This window comes from Microvirga rosea, from assembly GCF_020595095.1.
Taxonomy (GTDB): Bacteria; Pseudomonadota; Alphaproteobacteria; order Rhizobiales; family Beijerinckiaceae; genus Microvirga; species Microvirga rosea.
Window position 1 is genome coordinate 242,906 of sequence record NZ_JAJDOP010000001.1, and the last position, 16,475, is coordinate 259,380.

At 63.4% G+C, this 16,475-nt stretch carries 14 protein-coding genes; 5 read left to right on the forward strand and 9 right to left on the reverse strand.

The window, feature by feature from the left end:
* Positions 1 to 4: 4 nt before the first annotated feature.
* On the reverse strand, positions 5 to 742 hold the full coding sequence (locus LJD17_RS01160) for an RluA family pseudouridine synthase (protein WP_227382054.1): 738 nt from the start codon (positions 740 to 742) through the stop codon (positions 5 to 7).
* Between the two features lie 67 nt (positions 743 to 809).
* Between LJD17_RS01160 and ftsY the strand changes: the two genes are divergently transcribed.
* Both ftsY and LJD17_RS01170 read left to right on the forward strand, forming a co-directional pair.
* Positions 810 to 2,105 (forward strand): signal recognition particle-docking protein FtsY, encoded by a 1,296-nt coding sequence (gene ftsY / locus LJD17_RS01165; RefSeq protein WP_227382055.1) that lies wholly within the window; start codon positions 810 to 812, stop codon positions 2,103 to 2,105.
* Complete coding sequence (locus LJD17_RS01170) at positions 2,102 to 2,722, forward strand: septation protein A (RefSeq protein WP_227382056.1); 621 nt, start codon at positions 2,102 to 2,104, stop codon at positions 2,720 to 2,722. Before ftsY ends, LJD17_RS01170 begins: the two co-directional genes overlap by 4 nt.
* A 26-nt stretch (positions 2,723 to 2,748) precedes the next feature.
* On the opposite strand, the gene LJD17_RS01175 is transcribed toward LJD17_RS01170, so the two are convergent.
* Positions 2,749 to 4,086, reverse strand: a complete 1,338-nt coding sequence (locus LJD17_RS01175; RefSeq protein WP_227382057.1) for an adenylate/guanylate cyclase domain-containing protein — start codon at positions 4,084 to 4,086, stop codon at positions 2,749 to 2,751.
* Between the two features lie 166 nt (positions 4,087 to 4,252).
* Here LJD17_RS01175 and LJD17_RS01180 point away from each other — a divergent pair, with 166 nt between their 5' ends.
* Positions 4,253 to 4,741 carry a YaiI/YqxD family protein gene (locus LJD17_RS01180; protein WP_227382059.1) on the forward strand — a complete coding sequence of 163 codons (489 nt, stop codon included), beginning with the start codon at positions 4,253 to 4,255 and terminating at the stop codon, positions 4,739 to 4,741.
* Here the strand turns inward: LJD17_RS01180 and LJD17_RS01185 are convergent.
* The 3 genes from LJD17_RS01185 to LJD17_RS01195 are packed head-to-tail and all read right to left on the reverse strand — an operon-like array spanning position 4,707 to position 6,178.
* Entirely contained in the window at positions 4,707 to 5,285 is a 579-nt protein-coding gene (locus LJD17_RS01185; RefSeq protein WP_227382061.1) for a DsbE family thiol:disulfide interchange protein, read from the reverse strand. The genes LJD17_RS01180 and LJD17_RS01185 overlap by 35 nt on opposite strands.
* Positions 5,278 to 5,436 carry a heme exporter protein CcmD gene (gene ccmD / locus LJD17_RS01190; RefSeq protein ID WP_227382063.1) on the reverse strand — a complete coding sequence of 53 codons (159 nt, stop codon included), beginning with the start codon at positions 5,434 to 5,436 and terminating at the stop codon, positions 5,278 to 5,280. Before ccmD ends, LJD17_RS01185 begins: the two co-directional genes overlap by 8 nt.
* Position 5,437: 1 nt before the next feature.
* Complete coding sequence (locus LJD17_RS01195) at positions 5,438 to 6,178, reverse strand: heme ABC transporter permease (protein WP_227382888.1); 741 nt, start codon at positions 6,176 to 6,178, stop codon at positions 5,438 to 5,440.
* A gap of 117 nt (positions 6,179 to 6,295) precedes the next feature.
* Here LJD17_RS01195 and LJD17_RS01200 point away from each other — a divergent pair, with 117 nt between their 5' ends.
* Complete coding sequence (locus LJD17_RS01200; protein ID WP_227382064.1) at positions 6,296 to 7,282, forward strand: M23 family metallopeptidase; 987 nt, start codon at positions 6,296 to 6,298, stop codon at positions 7,280 to 7,282.
* Here the strand turns inward: LJD17_RS01200 and LJD17_RS01205 are convergent.
* Genes LJD17_RS01205 through ccmA form a run of 3 tightly spaced genes read right to left on the reverse strand, consistent with a single transcriptional unit; the run spans position 7,279 to position 9,084 of the window.
* Positions 7,279 to 7,767, reverse strand: coding sequence for a GNAT family N-acetyltransferase (locus tag LJD17_RS01205; RefSeq protein WP_227382065.1), 489 nt, complete (start codon positions 7,765 to 7,767; stop codon positions 7,279 to 7,281). The genes LJD17_RS01200 and LJD17_RS01205 overlap by 4 nt on opposite strands.
* Before the next feature lie 4 nt (positions 7,768 to 7,771).
* The gene (gene ccmB, locus LJD17_RS01210; protein ID WP_406600745.1) at positions 7,772 to 8,437 is read right to left on the reverse strand and encodes a heme exporter protein CcmB; all 666 of its coding nucleotides are present in this window, start codon (positions 8,435 to 8,437) and stop codon (positions 7,772 to 7,774) included.
* Positions 8,437 to 9,084 carry a heme ABC exporter ATP-binding protein CcmA gene (gene ccmA, locus LJD17_RS01215; RefSeq protein WP_227382066.1) on the reverse strand — a complete coding sequence of 216 codons (648 nt, stop codon included), beginning with the start codon at positions 9,082 to 9,084 and terminating at the stop codon, positions 8,437 to 8,439. The genes ccmB and ccmA overlap by 1 nt, the downstream gene beginning before the upstream one ends.
* A 291-nt stretch (positions 9,085 to 9,375) precedes the next feature.
* Here ccmA and acnA point away from each other — a divergent pair, with 291 nt between their 5' ends.
* Positions 9,376 to 12,084 (forward strand): aconitate hydratase AcnA, encoded by a 2,709-nt coding sequence (gene acnA / locus LJD17_RS01220; protein ID WP_227382067.1) that lies wholly within the window; start codon positions 9,376 to 9,378, stop codon positions 12,082 to 12,084.
* A gap of 109 nt (positions 12,085 to 12,193) precedes the next feature.
* On the opposite strand, the gene LJD17_RS01225 is transcribed toward acnA, so the two are convergent.
* The gene (locus tag LJD17_RS01225) at positions 12,194 to 16,336 is read right to left on the reverse strand and encodes a calcium-binding protein (RefSeq protein WP_227382068.1); all 4,143 of its coding nucleotides are present in this window, start codon (positions 16,334 to 16,336) and stop codon (positions 12,194 to 12,196) included.
* Between the last annotated feature and the right edge of the window lie 139 nt (positions 16,337 to 16,475).

Consider the following 16,475-nt stretch of genomic DNA (forward strand, 5'->3'; position numbering starts at 1 on the left):
CCGATCAGCCAGAACCTTCCGGCCGTCCGCCCTCTGATGAAGGCGTTTGACGGCCTTCATCAGGAGCGGTTCGCAAATACGGTTCGACCCTCTCCCGCATATGCTCCGGCACCGGCGCCTCGACCGTAATCGGCGGTTTTTTCGGGTAGAGCGGGACCGTGATGCTGCGGGCGTGGAGGTGCAGTCCAGGCCCGCCGAATCTGGGAGCCGTGCCGTAGATCGGATCGCCCAGAATGGGAAAGCCGGAAGCGGCGCAATGGACGCGCAGCTGATGGGTGCGGCCGGTGACGGGGCGCAGCTCGAGAAGGGCGAGGCCCTGGCCGCGTCCCAGGACCCGCCAGCGGGTCAGCGAGGGCTGGCCCTTCGGATCCGCCTTCATCCACCAGCCGCGATCCGGAGATTTCGGCGCGAGCGGCAGGTCGATCTCACCCTCGTCCCCGTCCGGCCCGCCTTCGACCACCGCCCAGTACACTTTGTCGACCTCGTTTTTGCGAAACAGCTCATTGAGCCGGGCGATCGCTTTCGGGTGACGGCCGAGCACGAGGCAGCCGGACGTGTCCTTGTCGAGCCGATGGGCCGCTTCCGGCCGGCGCGGCAAACCGAAGCGGAGCGCGTCGAGATGCTGAAACAAGGTCTCGCCGCCCTTCGGGCCCGGATGCACGGGCAGCCCCGCCGGCTTGTCGATCACGAGCATCAGGGCATCGCGATACAGGATCTTCGACACTATCTCTTCCGCATTCATGATGCCTCGGCTATCGAGACCCGAGCGTTAAGGCAAGCAGCAAAGCAGAAGGCGAAAGCAAAGACCCATGGCCGAATCGAAGCCCGACAAGCCCGGATTCCTTTCCCGTCTGTTCGGCCGCAAGGCCGAAGCGCCTTCCCCCGCCGCGCCCGGAACCCCGCAGGCGGAGGGGCGGCCCGAGGAGATGCCCTCGCCCCCGGCAAACGCGGCCGACGACCTTGTCCAGGCTCCCCCGACCGTCACGACCGCTTCGCCCGACACGCCGCAGGACAACAAGACCGCGCCGGAACTCGCGGGAGCCGACCTTCAGCCGGTGGAAGGACTTGAGCCCGAGGGCGGCGGGCCGAAGGAGCCGATTCCCCGCCCCGCTCCGGAGCCGACGCCCGAGCCCCGGACGGAAGCCGCGCCCCAGGTTGCGAGCCCGGCCGCCGTGCCGGAAAAGCAGGGCTGGTGGCAGCGTCTCGCGCTGGGCATGCGGCGCACGTCGAGCTCCCTGTCGGACAGCGTCACGGGCCTGTTCACGAAGCGCAAGCTCGATGCGGCGACCTTGGAGGAACTGGAGGACGCGCTTGTCCAGGCCGATCTCGGCGTCGCAACGGCCCTGCGCATCACGGAGGCGATCTCCGCCGGGCGCTACAACAAGGAAATCTCTCCGCTGGAGGTCAAGACGATCCTTGCCGGGGAGGTGGAAAAGGCCCTCGCGCCGGTGGCCCGGCCTCTCACCATCGCGCGGGATAAAAAACCCTTCGTGATCCTGATGATCGGGGTGAACGGGGCCGGCAAGACCACCACCATCGGCAAGCTGTCCCAGAAATTCCGCGCCCAGGGCCTGAAGGTCATGCTGGCCGCCGGAGACACCTTCCGGGCCGCCGCCATCGAACAGCTGAAGGTCTGGGGCGAGCGTGTCGGCGCACCGGTCATCGCCCGGGCTCAGGGATCGGACGCCGCAGGCCTCGCCTTCGATGCCCTGCAGGAGGCCAAGGCCACAGGCATGGACGTGGTCATGGTCGACACCGCCGGACGGTTGCAGAACAAGGCCGGACTCATGGCGGAACTGGAAAAGATCGTGCGCGTCATGAAGAAATTCGACGAGAGCGCCCCGCACGCCACGCTTCTCGTGCTCGACGCGACCGTGGGCCAGAATGCGATCAGCCAGGTCGAGCTGTTCCAGAAGGCCGCGGGCGTCACCGGCCTTGTCATGACGAAGCTCGACGGCACCGCCCGCGGCGGTATTCTGGTGGCGCTGGCCGCGAAGTTCGGCCTGCCCGTCCATTTCATCGGCGTCGGCGAGGGCGTCGAGGATCTGGAGCCTTTCGAAGCCCGGGATTTCGCCCGCGCCATTGCAGGATTGGAAGAAGCATGAGCGACGTGTTCGAGGCCAAGAGCGACGCCAAACGCCTGCCGCCCCTTCTCAAGCTCGTCCTGGAACTCGGGCCGCTGGCCCTGTTCTTCTTCGCCAATGCCTATGCGGATCGCTTCGGCTATGCGGAGAACCAGCGGATTTACGTGGCGACAGCCCTGTTCATCGTCGCGACCGTGGTGGCCCTGAGCATCAGCTACGCCCTCATCCGCAAGCTGCCGATCATGCCGCTCGTGTCGGGCGTCGTCGTGGTGGTGTTCGGCGGGCTGACCCTGTTCCTGCAGAACGACATGTTCATCAAGCTCAAGCCGACCATCGTCAACGCCATGTTCGGCCTCGTGCTTCTCGGCGGCCTGTATTTCCGCAAGCCCCTGCTCGAAATCGTGCTCGACAGCATGTTCGAGCTGACGGAAGAAGGCTGGCGCAAGCTCACCTTCCGCTGGGCGCTGTTCTTTTTCGTGCTCGCCATTCTCAACGAAGCCGTATGGCGTACGCAGACCACGGATTTCTGGGTTGCCTTCAAGGTGTTCGGCATCATGCCGCTCACCATCGCGTTCGCTCTTGCGCAGACGCCCCTTCTGCTCCGCTACGATTCCAGCAAGAAGCCGGAGGAAGCCTAGAGGGAGAAATCCTAGAGGGAGAAATCCTAGAACTTGGGCTTCATCAGCCGGATCGGCCGCGTGACGCCGGGCAGCGGCGGATGCTCGATGGCGATCCAGCCGTCGCTCTCGCCCGCCGCGCTGATGCACTGGGTCGACACGAGGAACGGGCAATCCACCACCTTGGTGGCCTGCTCGATCCGCGCCGCCGTATTCACCGTTTCGCCCAGCACCGTGAATTCGAGCCTGTCCTCGTCACCCACCACGCCGCAGAACACCTCGCCCGTGTGAATGCCGATGCCGATGCGGACCGGCGGATCGAAGCGGCGCTTGGCGTTCCAGCGGTCGATCAGATCGAAGAGGGTCCGGCCGCAGGCAAGAGCCCGGGCCGCGTCGGAGCCGGTTTCCGTCGGCACGCCGAACAGGATCAGGGCCCCGTCGCCCGTGAACTTGTCGATCACGCCGCCGTGCTTGGCCGCCGCGCGCATGACCCGGCGGCGGAAGGACGAGATGAACACCGCGAGCCGCGCCGGATCCATGGTTTCCCCGTAGGCCGAGGAGTCCCGCATGTCGACGAACAGGAGCGTGACCGGGATGCGCCGCCCGGCCCTGAGGGACGCGAAGGCGCGCTCGGACAGGATCGGCGCCAGCTCCCGGGGCAGATAACGCGTCAGGTTGAGGCGCATGGTGGTTTCCCGCACGGCCCGCTCCAGAAGAGCCCGCCCCTGTCGGGCCACCAGAATGAGAATCAGCGCGGCCGAGAGCACCATGGCGATGCGGATCATGTTCGCTTCCCAGCCGAATTGGCTGGCGAATTCCGACAAGCCGCGCTCGCGCTCCTGAAGGGTCGTGGACGAACCGGAAACGGCCAGGGATCCGAGGCCGACCACGTAAAGGGCCGCCACATAGGCCTGCAGGCGCGGGCTGTAATGGATGGCGCTCGCCGCCATCGTGATGGGGATCACCCAGATTCCGGGAAACACCGAGAAGAAGGTTCCCGGCACCCCGAGGACCCAGTGGCTGTAGCCGATATTGCTGAAGATCAACACCGCGTCGAGCGTTGCGGTCAGGCCCGGAAGCCAGGCGACGGCGAGGCGGCGGGATGCCAGCCATGCGCTGCCGAGGCCCACGAGCCCGAGGAGCGTCAGGGTCATTTCCGCAGCCCGGATCTGGTGCAGGACCAGCAGGGCATCGGGCGGGACGTCCCGTGTCGCGATGAGCACGGCGATCAGCAAAAGCCCGGAGACCACCACCCGTGCGAAACCCGCCCGGCGCACGGCCGCCACATCGGCCTCGCGCATCAGCCGATCTGTGGTATCGCTCAAGGCCCGCCGGACTCCGAGCTTGCGAATGGATGTCCAGGCGGAGGAGACGCGGCTTGTCATCGATTCAAGAACTTCCGTTGGATTGAGGCTCGGCTCCTGCGCCGCTCCGGACCTTCCGGAGCCGTAAGGCACAGCCCTCTGGCGGCACGGAAGATCTGTCGGACGATTCTGGCACAACAATGCCAAGCCTACCAAAGAAGCATGCCTACGAAAGAAGGTTGAAAGCATGAACCCCACCCCCGAGGCCATCGAAATCTATGTCGATGCCGATGCCTGTCCGGTCAAAGCGGAGATTTACCGGGTGGCGGAACGACACCGGGTGAAGGTTTTCGTGGTGGCGAACAGCTTTCTGATGGTGCCGCAGGGGCCGCTGTTCGAGCGCGTGGTGGTCGGTGACGGCTTCGATGCGGCGGACGATTGGATCGCCGACCATGTCCGGCGCGGCATGGTCGTCGTCACCGCCGACATTCCCTTGGCCCATCGCTGCGTGAAGGCCGGCGCCGACGTGATCGGGCCGACCGGCAAACCCTTCACGGAAGCCTCGGTCGGGATGGCGCTGGCAACCCGCAACCTCATGGAGGATCTGCGCGCCATGGGGGAGGTTTCGGGCGGCCCCAGGCCGTTCTCGGCAAAGGACCGCTCTGCCTTTCTGTCCGCGCTGGATCTTGCGATCGTGCGCCTCAAGCGGGCGGGATTTCGCGCAGGCGCGCCTTGAACTCCGTCATGTTCTCGGGCGTCAGCGGGCCGATCTGCTTGTAGCGGATGGTCCCGTCAGGGGCGACGATGAAGGTTTCCGGCACCCCATAGACGCCCCAATCGATGGAAGCGCGGCCATTGGGGTCGACGCCCACGGCGGAGAAAGGATTGCCCAACGTGCCGAGGAAGCGCCGCGCGTTGTCCGGATTGTCCTTCTGATTGATGCCGACCAGCCGGATCGCCGGATCCTTGGCCAGCTCCACGAGCAGCGGGTGCTCCTGGCGACAGGGAGCGCACCAGGACGCCCAGACATTCACCACCGTCACCTTGCCCTTGAGATCGGCGTTGGAGAAGCCCGGCACGGGCTTGCCGGCGGCCGTCAGCCCTTCGAGGGGCGCCAGGGTGAAGACCGGGGCCGGCTTTCCGATCAGCGCCGATGGAATCTTCGACGGGTCGCCGTCGCCGAGGCGGAAGACGAAGAGGGCCGCGAGCCCCAGGAAGACCAGGACCGGCAGGATAAAGAGAAGACGGGAACGCGGCGCGGCGGCCGCCGTCTCAGCCACGGCGCGACCTCCGGCCCGCGCCGCGGGCCTCGAGTTCGGCGAGGGCACGGCGCTGGATGCGGTGATCGACGACGGCGCGGACGATCAATCCCGCCACGACCACGGCCGTGATCACGTACGCGCTGGCGATGAAGGCGGCGTGGGAAGTCATGTCAGGCTGCCTGTGCGTCGAGGCGCTCGGCCTCCAGGATGGTGAGGGTGCGGACCCGTCGCCGCAGGATCTCGGTCCGCATGCCGGAAAGGTGCAGCGCAATTCCCAGAAGCGTGAATCCGACCGCCATCACGAGAAGCGGGATCAGCATGGAGGGATGAATCGTGGGACCGCCGAGGCGAAACACGGAAGCGGGCTGGTGCAGGGTGTTCCACCAATCCACCGAGAACTTGACGATCGGCACGTTCACGGCGCCGACCAGGGTGAGAATCGAGACGGCCCGCGCGGCCCGGGTCGGCTCCTCGATGGCCCGCCAAAGCGCCATGATGCCGAGATAGATCAGCAGCATCACCAGCATGGAGGTGAGCCGCGCGTCCCATTGCCAGTAGGTTCCCCACATGGGTTTTCCCCAAAGGGATCCGGTGACGAGGCAGATGAACGTGAAGGCGGCGCCGATCGGGGCCGCGGCCTTTTGCGAAACATCGGCCAGGGGATGGCGCCACACGAGGGTCCCCAGGGCGGACGACGCCATGATCATGTAGAAGAACAGGGACAGCCACGCGGTCGGGACATGGAGGTACATGATCCGGACCGTTTCTCCCTGCTGGTAATCGGCCGGAGCCGTAAACCACGTCATGTAGAGCCCTGCGCCGATCATCAGCGCCGTTAGCCCGGCAAGCCAGGGCAGAAGCGCACCGCTGAGGCGCATGAAGCGGGTCGGGTTGGCAAGATCGCGGATCATGAAGACCGATGTAGCGGGCGGAGGGCAGCGCTGCAACGAGAGGATTGCCGCAATCACGGCATCTTCAAATCGCCACATGTGATGTTTTAACATTTGTGGACCAACGATGGAGCCCCGATGCGATTGCCTGTCCTTTCCGCGACGACCCTTCTGGTTGCCGTTCCGGCGTTTGCCGAGCCGCCCTCCTTGCATTGGCCGGTCGCTTGCGAAATCGGGCGCGACTGCGTCATCCAGCATTACGTGGATCGGGACCCCTCGCCCGAAGCGCAGGATTATCACTGCGGAACCCTGACCTATGACGGGCACGACGGAACCGATATCCGCATCCCCACAATGGCGGCGCAGAAGGCCGGAGTGGCGGTGCTGGCCGCCGCCGACGGCACGGTTCTGCGAACGCGCGACGGCGTCGCGGATGTGTCGATCGCGGAAAAGGGCCGGGACAGCGTCAACGCCATGGAGTGCGGCAACGGCGTCGTGATCGATCATGGCGATGGCTGGGAAACCCAATACTGTCATATGGCGAAGGACAGTCTCCGGGTCCGTTCGGGGGACCGGATCAAGGCCGGCGACCCCATCGGCCTGGTCGGCCTGTCAGGCCTGACGGAGTTCCCGCATCTTCACTTCACGGTGCGCCGGGATGCGCAGGTCGTGGATCCCTTCGCCGATGGGGCGCAGGAAAAATCCTGCGCGGGCGGTCCGTCCCTGTGGAGGGACGATCTGCGCCGCGGCCTCGCCTATACGGACGGCGGCGTCCTCAACAAGGGCTTTTCGGGGGGCGCCGTGACGATGGAGGCCATCGAATCAGGAACGGCGGAGCGGGAGGTGCCGACCACGCAATCCCCTGCCCTTGTCGCCTTCGTGCGCGCCATCGGGTTGAAACAGGGCGACGAGCAAGTGCTGATCCTTGTCGATCCGGATGGGACGCCGGCGGCGCAAGGCAAGGCGCCACCTCTCGACCGCAACAAGGCGCAATGGATGATGTTCGCAGGTTTCAAGCAGCCGGCCGGCGGCTTCCGGCCCGGCCTCTACCGGGCGCTCTATCGGGTCATGCGGAACGGCAAACCTGCCATCGAGCAGGCTTTCGGGATCAACCTCCGGCCTTAAGGGAGCCGATAGGCTTCAATCTGCTGCATGCCATGGGCGCGGTAGAGCCGAAGAGCTCCGGAGGGGTTGTCCGAATCGACCTTTAGGTCGACGAAGGGCGCGCCCCGCTCCCGAAATCTCCGAAAGGCATGAAGCAGCAGGGCGGAGCCCAGACCCTGCCGCCGATGATCGGCACGAACCGCCAGATCCTTGATGAAGGCGCTGGTCCAGCACTGCGCCACCCCTGCGACGGCATTCCGGTCATCGACAGCCACGAAACACAGGGCGGCATCGTATTCCGCATCGCCCGTCAGGGCGGGCAGCCAAGCGTCATAGGGCGCGACCTCCCCTCCCCCTCGGGCATAGGCCGCGACGAGCAGGGCATGCACATCTCTCGCGTGATGATCGGGATCGAATGCCGCGAGCCGGATCCCGTCCGGCCAGGATGGCGCCGGAACCGGTGCGGTCAGCGAGCGGCGCATCCGCAAGACAAGACGCTCTGCCATCGCCCTACTCTCCCGACCTTAGGGCCGCCGCCGCTCCCACGGTCCCGACGACGGCGGCGATCAGGGACAGGGCCACCAGAATCAGGAACGGAGTCGCGAAGGGGATGGTGCCGCCCGTTGCGGCGTTGGCGGCGGAAACGCCGAAGATCAGGCTCGGGATCATGAAGGGCAGCACGAGGATGGCCAGGATCACTCCGCCCCGGCGGAGGGAGGCGGTGAGCGCCGCGCCGACGGCACCGATGAAGGTCAGAGCAGGGGTTCCGACCAGAAGGGTCGCCACCATCGCCAGCATGGCGTCCGGCGTCAGGGCGACCAGCAGCCCGAAAAAGGGTGCCGCCAGCGCGAGCGGCAGGCCCGTCACCAGCCAGTGCGCGGTGACCTTGGCGAGAACCACCATCTCGAGGGGCGCGGGCGACAGGCGCAGGAGATCGAGGGAGCCATCTTCCTGATCGGCCTGAAACAGCCGGTCGAGGCCGATGAGAGTGGCGAGAAGGGCCGCGATCCACAGGATGGCCGGCCCGATCCGCGACAGAAGGTTGAGGTCGGGCCCGAGAGCGAAGGGAATCAGGGTCACGATGGACAGGAAGAACACGAGGCCCATCAGGCCCGAGCCGCCGACGCGGGCGGCGAGCCTGAGATCCCGAATCAGAAGGGCACGGAAGGACCGCATCAGGCCGTCTCCCCTTCCGCCGGCGCGAGCCCGGCCGAATCGGACAGCGCGGGGCGCTCGATCCGGAGGGTTTTCGCATCAGTGAGACCCAAGGGCTGGTGCGTCGTCGCAATGACGATCCCGCCCTGATGCCGGTGATCGGCGATGAGCCGATGGAGAATGTCCTGGGAGGCCGTGTCGAGGGCGGCCGTCGGCTCGTCCAGGAGCCAGAGGGGCCGCCGGGCCACCAGAAGGCGGGCCAGCGCCACTCTCCGCCGCTGGCCGGCGGAAAGATAGGCGACGGGAAGCCCCGCCGCGTGCGCAAGGCCCAGAACCGCGAGCGCCTCGCGCGGCTTCAAGGCCGGGCTGCCGAGAAAGTCGCGGGCGAAGGTCAGGTTTTCCTCCGCCGTCAGGGCGGCCTTGAGGGCATCCCGGTGCCCCACATAATGGAGGCACTCGGTGAGAACGCCGTCATCCGCCTCCGTCAGGACAAGCGCGCCCCCGGCGGGCGCCAGCCTCCCGGCCAGAATATCGAGAAGGGAGGATTTCCCGGCCCCGTTCCGGCCGACCACCACAAGGGCGTCTCCCGGCCCGAGGGCAAAGGATACCCCCTCGAAGATCCGCCGCTCGCCCCTGCTGCAGGCCAAATTCTCACCACGAAGACGCAAAACCCTGCCGCCCCTGTCCGCAATCGTTTCCGACCGCTCCGATTGAAGATGATTTCCGAAAAGCGACCTCGCTTTCCGGAGCCATGCCCTGAATCCACCCCAGAATGGTTCTAAACCGTGTAGCGAGGTCGTTGGAAATGATCTATATCACCCTCGGCTGCGCCGCGCGCCATGGCGTCCAACCCGCTTCGCGCGCTTCTCCCCTGTCCGGGCACCCCCGGAGCGGCGCGCGCTTATCGCGCTTTCGGCCGAACAACCTGTTCGTAACCCAAATGCACGCGAGGATTCGCCGTGACGCTCTCCAATAGTTTCAATGCCCGCCAGACCCTTCAGGTGGGCGACAAGACCTACACCTATTATTCTCTCGCGGAAGCGGAGAAGAACGGACTCAAGGGCATTTCGCAGCTGCCCTTCTCCATGAAGGTCCTTCTCGAGAACCTGCTCCGCTACGAGGACGGCCGCACCGTCACCAAGGCCGACGTGGAGGCCGTGGCCGAATGGCTCGGCAACCGCGGCAAGGCGGAGAAGGAAATCGCCTACCGGCCGGCCCGCGTCCTGATGCAGGACTTCACGGGCGTTCCGGCGGTGGTGGACCTCGCGGCCATGCGCGATGCCATGAAGACCCTCGGCGGCGACCCGCGCAAGATCAACCCGCTCGTGCCGGTCGATCTCGTGATCGACCACTCGGTGATCGTCGACGAGTTCGGCACCCCGAAGGCTTTCGACCGCAACGTCGAGCTCGAATACCAGCGCAACGGCGAGCGCTACCGCTTCCTGAAGTGGGGCCAGACCGCCTTCGAGAACTTCTCCGTGGTTCCTCCCGGCACCGGCATCTGCCATCAGGTGAACCTCGAGTTCCTGTCGCAGACCGTGTGGACCCGCAAGGACGTGGCCGCCGGCGAGTTCGACGTGGCCTACCCGGACACCCTGGTCGGCACTGATTCGCACACCACCATGGTGAACGGTCTCGCGGTTCTGGGCTGGGGCGTCGGCGGCATCGAGGCGGAGGCCGCCATGCTCGGCCAGCCGATCTCCATGCTGATTCCGGAAGTCATCGGCTTCAAGCTCAACGGCAAGCTCCGCGAGGGCGTCACCGCCACCGACCTGGTGCTGACCGTGACGCAGATGCTGCGCAAGAAGGGCGTGGTCGGAAAGTTCGTGGAATTCTTCGGCCCCGGCCTCAACGACATGACGGTGGCCGACCGGGCAACCATCGGCAACATGGCTCCCGAATACGGCGCGACCTGCGGGTTCTTCCCCATCGATCAGCGCACCGTCGACTATCTCAGGACCACGAGCCGGACGGACGAGCGCATCGCCCTCGTCGAGGCCTATGCCAAGGCCCAGGGCATGTGGCGGACGGCGGAAACGCCTGATCCGGTCTTCACCGACACCCTCGAGCTCGACCTCAACGACGTGCAGCCCTCGCTGGCAGGCCCCAAGCGCCCGCAGGACCGGGTGACGCTCGACACCTCCAACGCCGAATTCCGCACCGCCATGGAAAAGGAATTCCGCAAGGCCGCCGAGATCGGCAAGCGGGTGAAGGTCGAGGACGCCAATTTCGACATCGGCCATGGGGACGTGGTGATCGCGGCGATCACCTCCTGCACCAACACCTCGAACCCGAGCGTGATGATCGGCGCTGGCCTTCTGGCCCGCAACGCGGTGCAGAAGGGCCTGAAGACCAAGCCGTGGGTGAAAACCTCTCTGGCCCCCGGATCGCAGATCGTCGCCGAGTATTTCGAGAAGGCGGGCCTGCAGAAGGATCTCGACGCGCTCGGCTTCAACCTCGTGGGCTTCGGCTGCACGACCTGCATCGGCAATTCCGGCCCGCTGCCGGAAAACGTCTCGAAGGCGATCAACGACAACGATCTCGTGGCCGTCTCGGTGCTCTCGGGCAACCGTAACTTCGAAGGCCGCGTGAACCCGGACGTGCGGGCGAACTACCTCGCCTCCCCGCCCCTGGTGGTCGCTTACGCCCTCGCCGGAACCATGCTGGTGGACCTGACGACGGAGCCGCTCGGCACGGGCTCGGATGGAAAGCCGGTGTTCCTCAAGGACATCTGGCCCTCCTCCGCCGAGGTGCAGGAGTTCATCGACCGCACGATCACGAGCGAGCTGTTCAAGAGCCGCTACGCGGACGTGTTCACGGGCGACGAGAACTGGAAGAAGGTCACGGTGGAGCCGGGTCTCACCTTCGAGTGGGACATCGGATCGACCTATGTTCAGAACCCGCCCTATTTTGAGAACATGACCAAGGAGCCGAAGCCCGTCACGGATATCGTGAACGCGCGTATCCTCGGCCTCTTCCTCGACTCGATCACCACGGACCACATCTCGCCCGCGGGCAACATCCGGGTGAACTCTCCGGCCGGAAAATACCTGCAGGAGCACCAGGTCGCGGTGGCCGACTTCAACCAGTACGGCACCCGGCGCGGCAACCACGAGATCATGATGCGCGGCACCTTCGCCAATATCCGCATCAAGAACCAGATGGTGAGGGACGAGACCGGCAACGTGGTGGAAGGCGGCTACACCATCCACCAGCCGTCCGGCGAGCGGATGTTCATCTATGACGCCGCCATGCGGTACCAGGAAGAAGGCGTGCCGCTCGTGGTTCTGGCCGGCAAGGAATACGGCACCGGCTCGTCCCGCGACTGGGCGGCCAAGGGCACGAACCTCCTCGGCGTCCGCGCCGTGATCGCCGAAAGCTTCGAGCGCATCCACCGCTCGAACCTCGTCGGCATGGGCGTGGTGCCGTTCGTGTTCGAGGGCGATACGTCGTGGGAGTCCCTGGGGCTCAAAGGCGACGAGACCGTCACCATCCACGGCCTCGCGGGCAACCTGAAGCCGCGCCAGCGCATGGAGGCTGAGATCACCTCCGCCGACGGCACGGTGAAGAAGGTTCCGCTGGTCTGCCGCATCGATACGCTGGACGAGCTGGAATACTTCCGCAACGGCGGCATCCTGCACTACGTGCTGCGCCAGCTGGCGGCATAACGCCAGGCGCCTTTGAAACGACGAAGCCCGCCTCTCGTGAGAGGGGCGGGCTTTTTATTGGTCTGTGCGGACGATCGGTTGCGGCCCGTTTGCGCGGGCCGCTCCCACATCACACGAACAGCAGCTCCTTGTAGGAGAAGTTCTTCAGGTCCTTGTTGTTGGTGAAGGTGGCAATCGCCACCCCAGCCTTGGAGCCCGAGCCGTCCGCATCGTAGTACAGCACCCGCTTGTGCGAGTCGTAGACAAAGAAGTCGTCCTTGTCCTTGGCCGTATCCAGGCTGAAGAACTTGCTCGCCATCTTCAGCGGCTTCTTCTCGGTGCCCTTCTTGGTCGCCGCGTACAGCGCCTTGTTGGCCTTGAACAGGGCATTGTCGAGCCAGATCGTGTCGTCCTTGACCGAGTAATCCTTGATCAGGTCCTTGTTCTTGGACTTGTTCAGCTTGGTGTCGAACACGAACGTGTCCTTGCCCTTGCCGCCGGTAAGCTGGTCGTTGCCGAGCCCGCCCCACAGCTTGTCGTTGCCAAGACCGCCCGCGAGCCGATCCGCCAGCGCACCGCCCTTGAACACGTCATTGGCCGTGCTGCCCGCCGTGACCTCGCGGGTGACATCGCCGACATTGATGGCGAAGGTCTGGGTGCTGAGCCCGCCCTTGCCGTCGGAGACCTGAACGGTGACGTTGTGGGCCTTGGCCTGCTCGAAATCGAGGCGGAAGCCGTCGGCGACCAGGATCTGGTTGCCGGCGATCTTGAAGCGGCCCTCGGCAGTGTTGGTCAGGCTGTAGCTGAGGCTGTCGCCGTTGGGATCGGTGGCCGCAAGGGTGCCGACCAGGGTGCCGGCGGTGGCGTATTCCGCCGCCGTGTTGCCGCTCAGAACCGGCGCCGACGGGCCTTGGTTCGTGGGCGTTTCATCGACGTTCTCGACGCTGATCTTGAAGGCTTGGGTGGCGCTCGTTCCGCCCGGCTTGCCGTCATTTGCCTTGAGATAGACCATGACGGATTTGCTGCCGTCGGCATTCAACGGAAGTGTCTCGTAGTCGAGCGGAGCCTTCAGCTTGAGCTGCTTCTGACCCGTTGTGGCATTGGTGACGATCTCGAAGCGGTCGTTGGCATGGCCGGCCACCGTGTTGTCGAAGCTCCAGCCGAGACTGGCGTCGTTGTCCTGGTCCTGCGCCGAGAGGGTGCCGGTGAAAGGGTCGTTTTCCTTGATCCTGAGCTCGGTAGCGCCGTTCAGCTTGAGGTTATTGGGGGCATGGTTGCCGTTGACCACATCCGCCACGGTGATGGTGAAGGTCTGGTAGGTGGCCAGAGAGCCTGCGCCGCCGTCCTTGTCGGAGACCTTGAGGGTGATGGTGAAGGTCTGGTTGCCTTCGGCCACGGGCAGTTTCTTGGCGACGGTCAAGTGACCTGTCGCATCGACGGCGAACAGGCCGTTGGCGTCGGCGGCATTGCCTTGGTCGTCCTTGAGCTCGAATTTGAGGCCCGTCGGACCGTCGTCCTGATCGTGCGCCGCGAAGGTGCCAATGGCGGCGCCGACATCGGAGCCCTCATCCACCTGCGCATTGGACAGGTTGTCGATGACGGGGGCCTTATTGACGTTCTTCACCTTGATGGAGACGACCTGCTCCGTCGCGCCACCCTGCCCGTCGGTGACCGCCACCCTCAGGTTAAAGATGGTATCGGCCGAGACTTCGGGGCCATTCATGGTGATCAGGCCGGTGGTCTCATTGATCGCGAAAATACCTTCCGGGTTGGTCTTCAGCTCATATTTAACCGTGCCGCCATCAGTATCATGAGCCGTTACTCTGGCGATGGTGTGCGTCCCGGTGTTTTCGTTGACCAAGATCTTCCCAGCATCGTCGCCGGATCCGGCAGTTCCAGAGCCCGCGGCTTCGACCTTATCGACCACGGGCGCCACGTTCACATGCGTGCTGGTGATGGTGAAATCCTTCACCAGCGAACCGCCATGGGGGTCCGACACCTTCACCTTCACGGTGTAGGTTCCGGCGTCTAGGATCCCGTAGGCGACGGCAAGCTGGTTGCCGTCGCGGATCATAAACCTGCCTTTGTTCGTATCGCTCTGGTCGATGCTGAAGGTCAGCTTATCGGCGGTGTCATCCGGATCCGTGGCCTTCAGGGTTCCGAGGATGGGGATCTGATCGTCGTCCTCGACGGTTTTGACGGTGGTGTTGTTGTCGAAGGACAGGGTGTTCGGGTTCTGACTTGTGCTCATGTCGGCGAGGGACACGGTCCTGTCGTCGAACTTGGCGTATTCTACGTCCTTCAGCAGGTCCGTGCCGTCCAGGCCGGTGACCGTGTAGGTGCCGTCCGCGTTCCTGGTGATGGTGTAGGCCTGCTGGTTGCCGGAGAAGACCGCCGTATCGTTGTCGGCTCCGCCATCGAGCTGATCCGAGCCGCCCCCGCCCTTGAGCACGTCGTCGCCTGTTCCGCCATAAAGCCGGTCGCCGCCGCCCTTACCGGTGAGAGTGTCCTTGCCGCCCATGCCGTAGAGTTCGACGCCGTTGCCGTTGCCCTTGTCGACACCGGTGATGATGTCACCCGCGTTGGTGCCTTGCACGACCTCGATGTCTTTCAAGGTATCGCCCGTCGCAGCGCCGCCTGTTGCGCCGGTGGTCATGTCGAGGACGATCCCGCCCTCGCTGGCAGGCGTGGCCAGATAAGTGACCATGTCCCAATTATCGCCACCATCGAGGAGGTCCGCGCCGCCGCCGCCGAACAGGATGTCGTCGCCAGCGCCACCATAAAGCCGGTCACCGCCGCCCTTGCCGGTGAGGGTGTCGATGCCGCCCATGCCGTAAAGTTCGACGCCGTTGCCGTTGCCCCGATCGATGCCGGTAAGAATATCGCCGGAATTGGTGCCCTGCACGACTTCGATATTGGTCAGCACATCGCCGGCCGCGTTGCCGGCGTTCTGATTGGTGGTGAGATCGACCGTGACACCACCCTTGTCTTCGGGGATGCCGAGATAGGAGACCATGTCCCAGCCGTCGCCGCCATCGAGCCGGTCGCTGCCGCTGCCGCCTTCGAGGATATCGTTCCCCACACCGCCGAACAGGGTGTCGTCGCTTGCGCCGCCGCGCATATGGTCCCCAAGCTTGGTGCCGGCATATTGTTGGCCGATATCGCTACCGGTCCAGTCGATAGCGCTTTCGCGGGGATCATAGATCCGAGCTTTGATGGCGCCCGCGTTGGGCCCGAAATTAAGCACCCATTCGACTATAAATCGTCCATCATTGAGAGTCTTAATCTGGGTGGAAGCTGCATAGTCGAAGGATAATTGTTTATGTTCAATAACCCCGTTCTTATAAGTCCCGATATGTATCCCCCCGGATGAAGTAGTATCCATATATGAGAAAGCCAAACCACCATTTAGAAGAGGTGTTATTGTTGGTTTAGACGAGAAACCGCCATAAACTTTAGCGAGCTCTTTGGTTTCTAAAATGCTTCCTTGAGGCGATAAAGTGATTAATTTAAAACTGCCATATTTTGTCTGGCTGTCATAATCTGCGTATACGACAGCAAAATTTCCATCGCTTAATGTGATAACACTAGAAAGTTTTGCTGTTTCTTCAATTGTGTTCGTTCTAAGAGGTATACGGCTCTGTAGAATGCCGTCACTTTTTGTTATTAACAAATATAAAGTTTTATCTTTTCCTGTATATTGTAGATTTATTAAGTTTCCTTGACTTGTGCTAGTTTCGGCTATGTTAATAGCAGTTACCTCTGGATCTATAGTTCCTGTAGAAGCAACTCCGTTACTATATTTGAAATACTTTATACCTGATTGATTATAGGTTATATGGAAAGAACCATCTGAATTCGAATATATAGCAGGATGGAATTCAATGTTCGAATTTACGAGTGGAGTCGAGTATATCGGGTTTGAATCTAACTTTCCGGTGAATACATCAAAAGTTTCTTGAACAACAGTATGCGTTTTTTGCTGCTGGTTTATTTTGCTGTAAACGACGACAAATCGTCCATCAGGCATGGCGGCGATAGATGGACGATCCTTACCAGCTTCTCCTGGTTCACTGATATTGAATGCTTCCCCATATAGACTTCCATCTGCATTGGCGACTTGGGCTTTTATCGTATTGGTTGTTACGTCTCGCCATGCCGTTACAATCCAACCATCTCTCAGAACTGCGGTGCTAACGACCTGGTCGTATCGATTGTATAGATGAGTATTTCCAAATTCGGTCTCTGAACCCCACTGTTCAGGAAAAGCCATTGTCGTGCTCCGTCGCGATATGAATGTGTTTGTGGTCTATGGTTTCGTCCTGGCCCGTCGTGCAGCCCCCATGGCTGAGACCTCACGGGCCGGATCACCGGCGGTTCGGGCGCCTTATCCTTAGAATCGGCAATTGTGC

Bases quoted from the DNA above. Each gene is read 5' to 3' on its own strand.
- LJD17_RS01160 (WP_227382054.1), bottom strand. From the start codon at position 742: ATGAATGCGGAAGAGATAGTGTCGAAGATCCTGTATCGCGATGCCCTG.
- ftsY (WP_227382055.1), top strand. From the start codon at position 810: ATGGCCGAATCGAAGCCCGACAAGCCCGGATTCCTTTCCCGTCTGTTC.
- LJD17_RS01170 (WP_227382056.1), top strand. From the start codon at position 2,102: ATGAGCGACGTGTTCGAGGCCAAGAGCGACGCCAAACGCCTGCCGCCC.
- LJD17_RS01175 (WP_227382057.1), bottom strand. From the start codon at position 4,086: ATGACAAGCCGCGTCTCCTCCGCCTGGACATCCATTCGCAAGCTCGGA.
- LJD17_RS01180 (WP_227382059.1), top strand. From the start codon at position 4,253: ATGAACCCCACCCCCGAGGCCATCGAAATCTATGTCGATGCCGATGCC.
- ccmD (WP_227382063.1), bottom strand. From the start codon at position 5,436: ATGACTTCCCACGCCGCCTTCATCGCCAGCGCGTACGTGATCACGGCC.
- LJD17_RS01195 (WP_227382888.1), bottom strand. From the start codon at position 6,178: ATGATCCGCGATCTTGCCAACCCGACCCGCTTCATGCGCCTCAGCGGT.
- LJD17_RS01200 (WP_227382064.1), top strand. From the start codon at position 6,296: ATGCGATTGCCTGTCCTTTCCGCGACGACCCTTCTGGTTGCCGTTCCG.
- LJD17_RS01205 (WP_227382065.1), bottom strand. From the start codon at position 7,767: ATGGCAGAGCGTCTTGTCTTGCGGATGCGCCGCTCGCTGACCGCACCG.
- ccmB (WP_406600745.1), bottom strand. From the start codon at position 8,437: ATGCGGTCCTTCCGTGCCCTTCTGATTCGGGATCTCAGGCTCGCCGCC.
- LJD17_RS01225 (WP_227382068.1), bottom strand. From the start codon at position 16,336: ATGGCTTTTCCTGAACAGTGGGGTTCAGAGACCGAATTTGGAAATACT.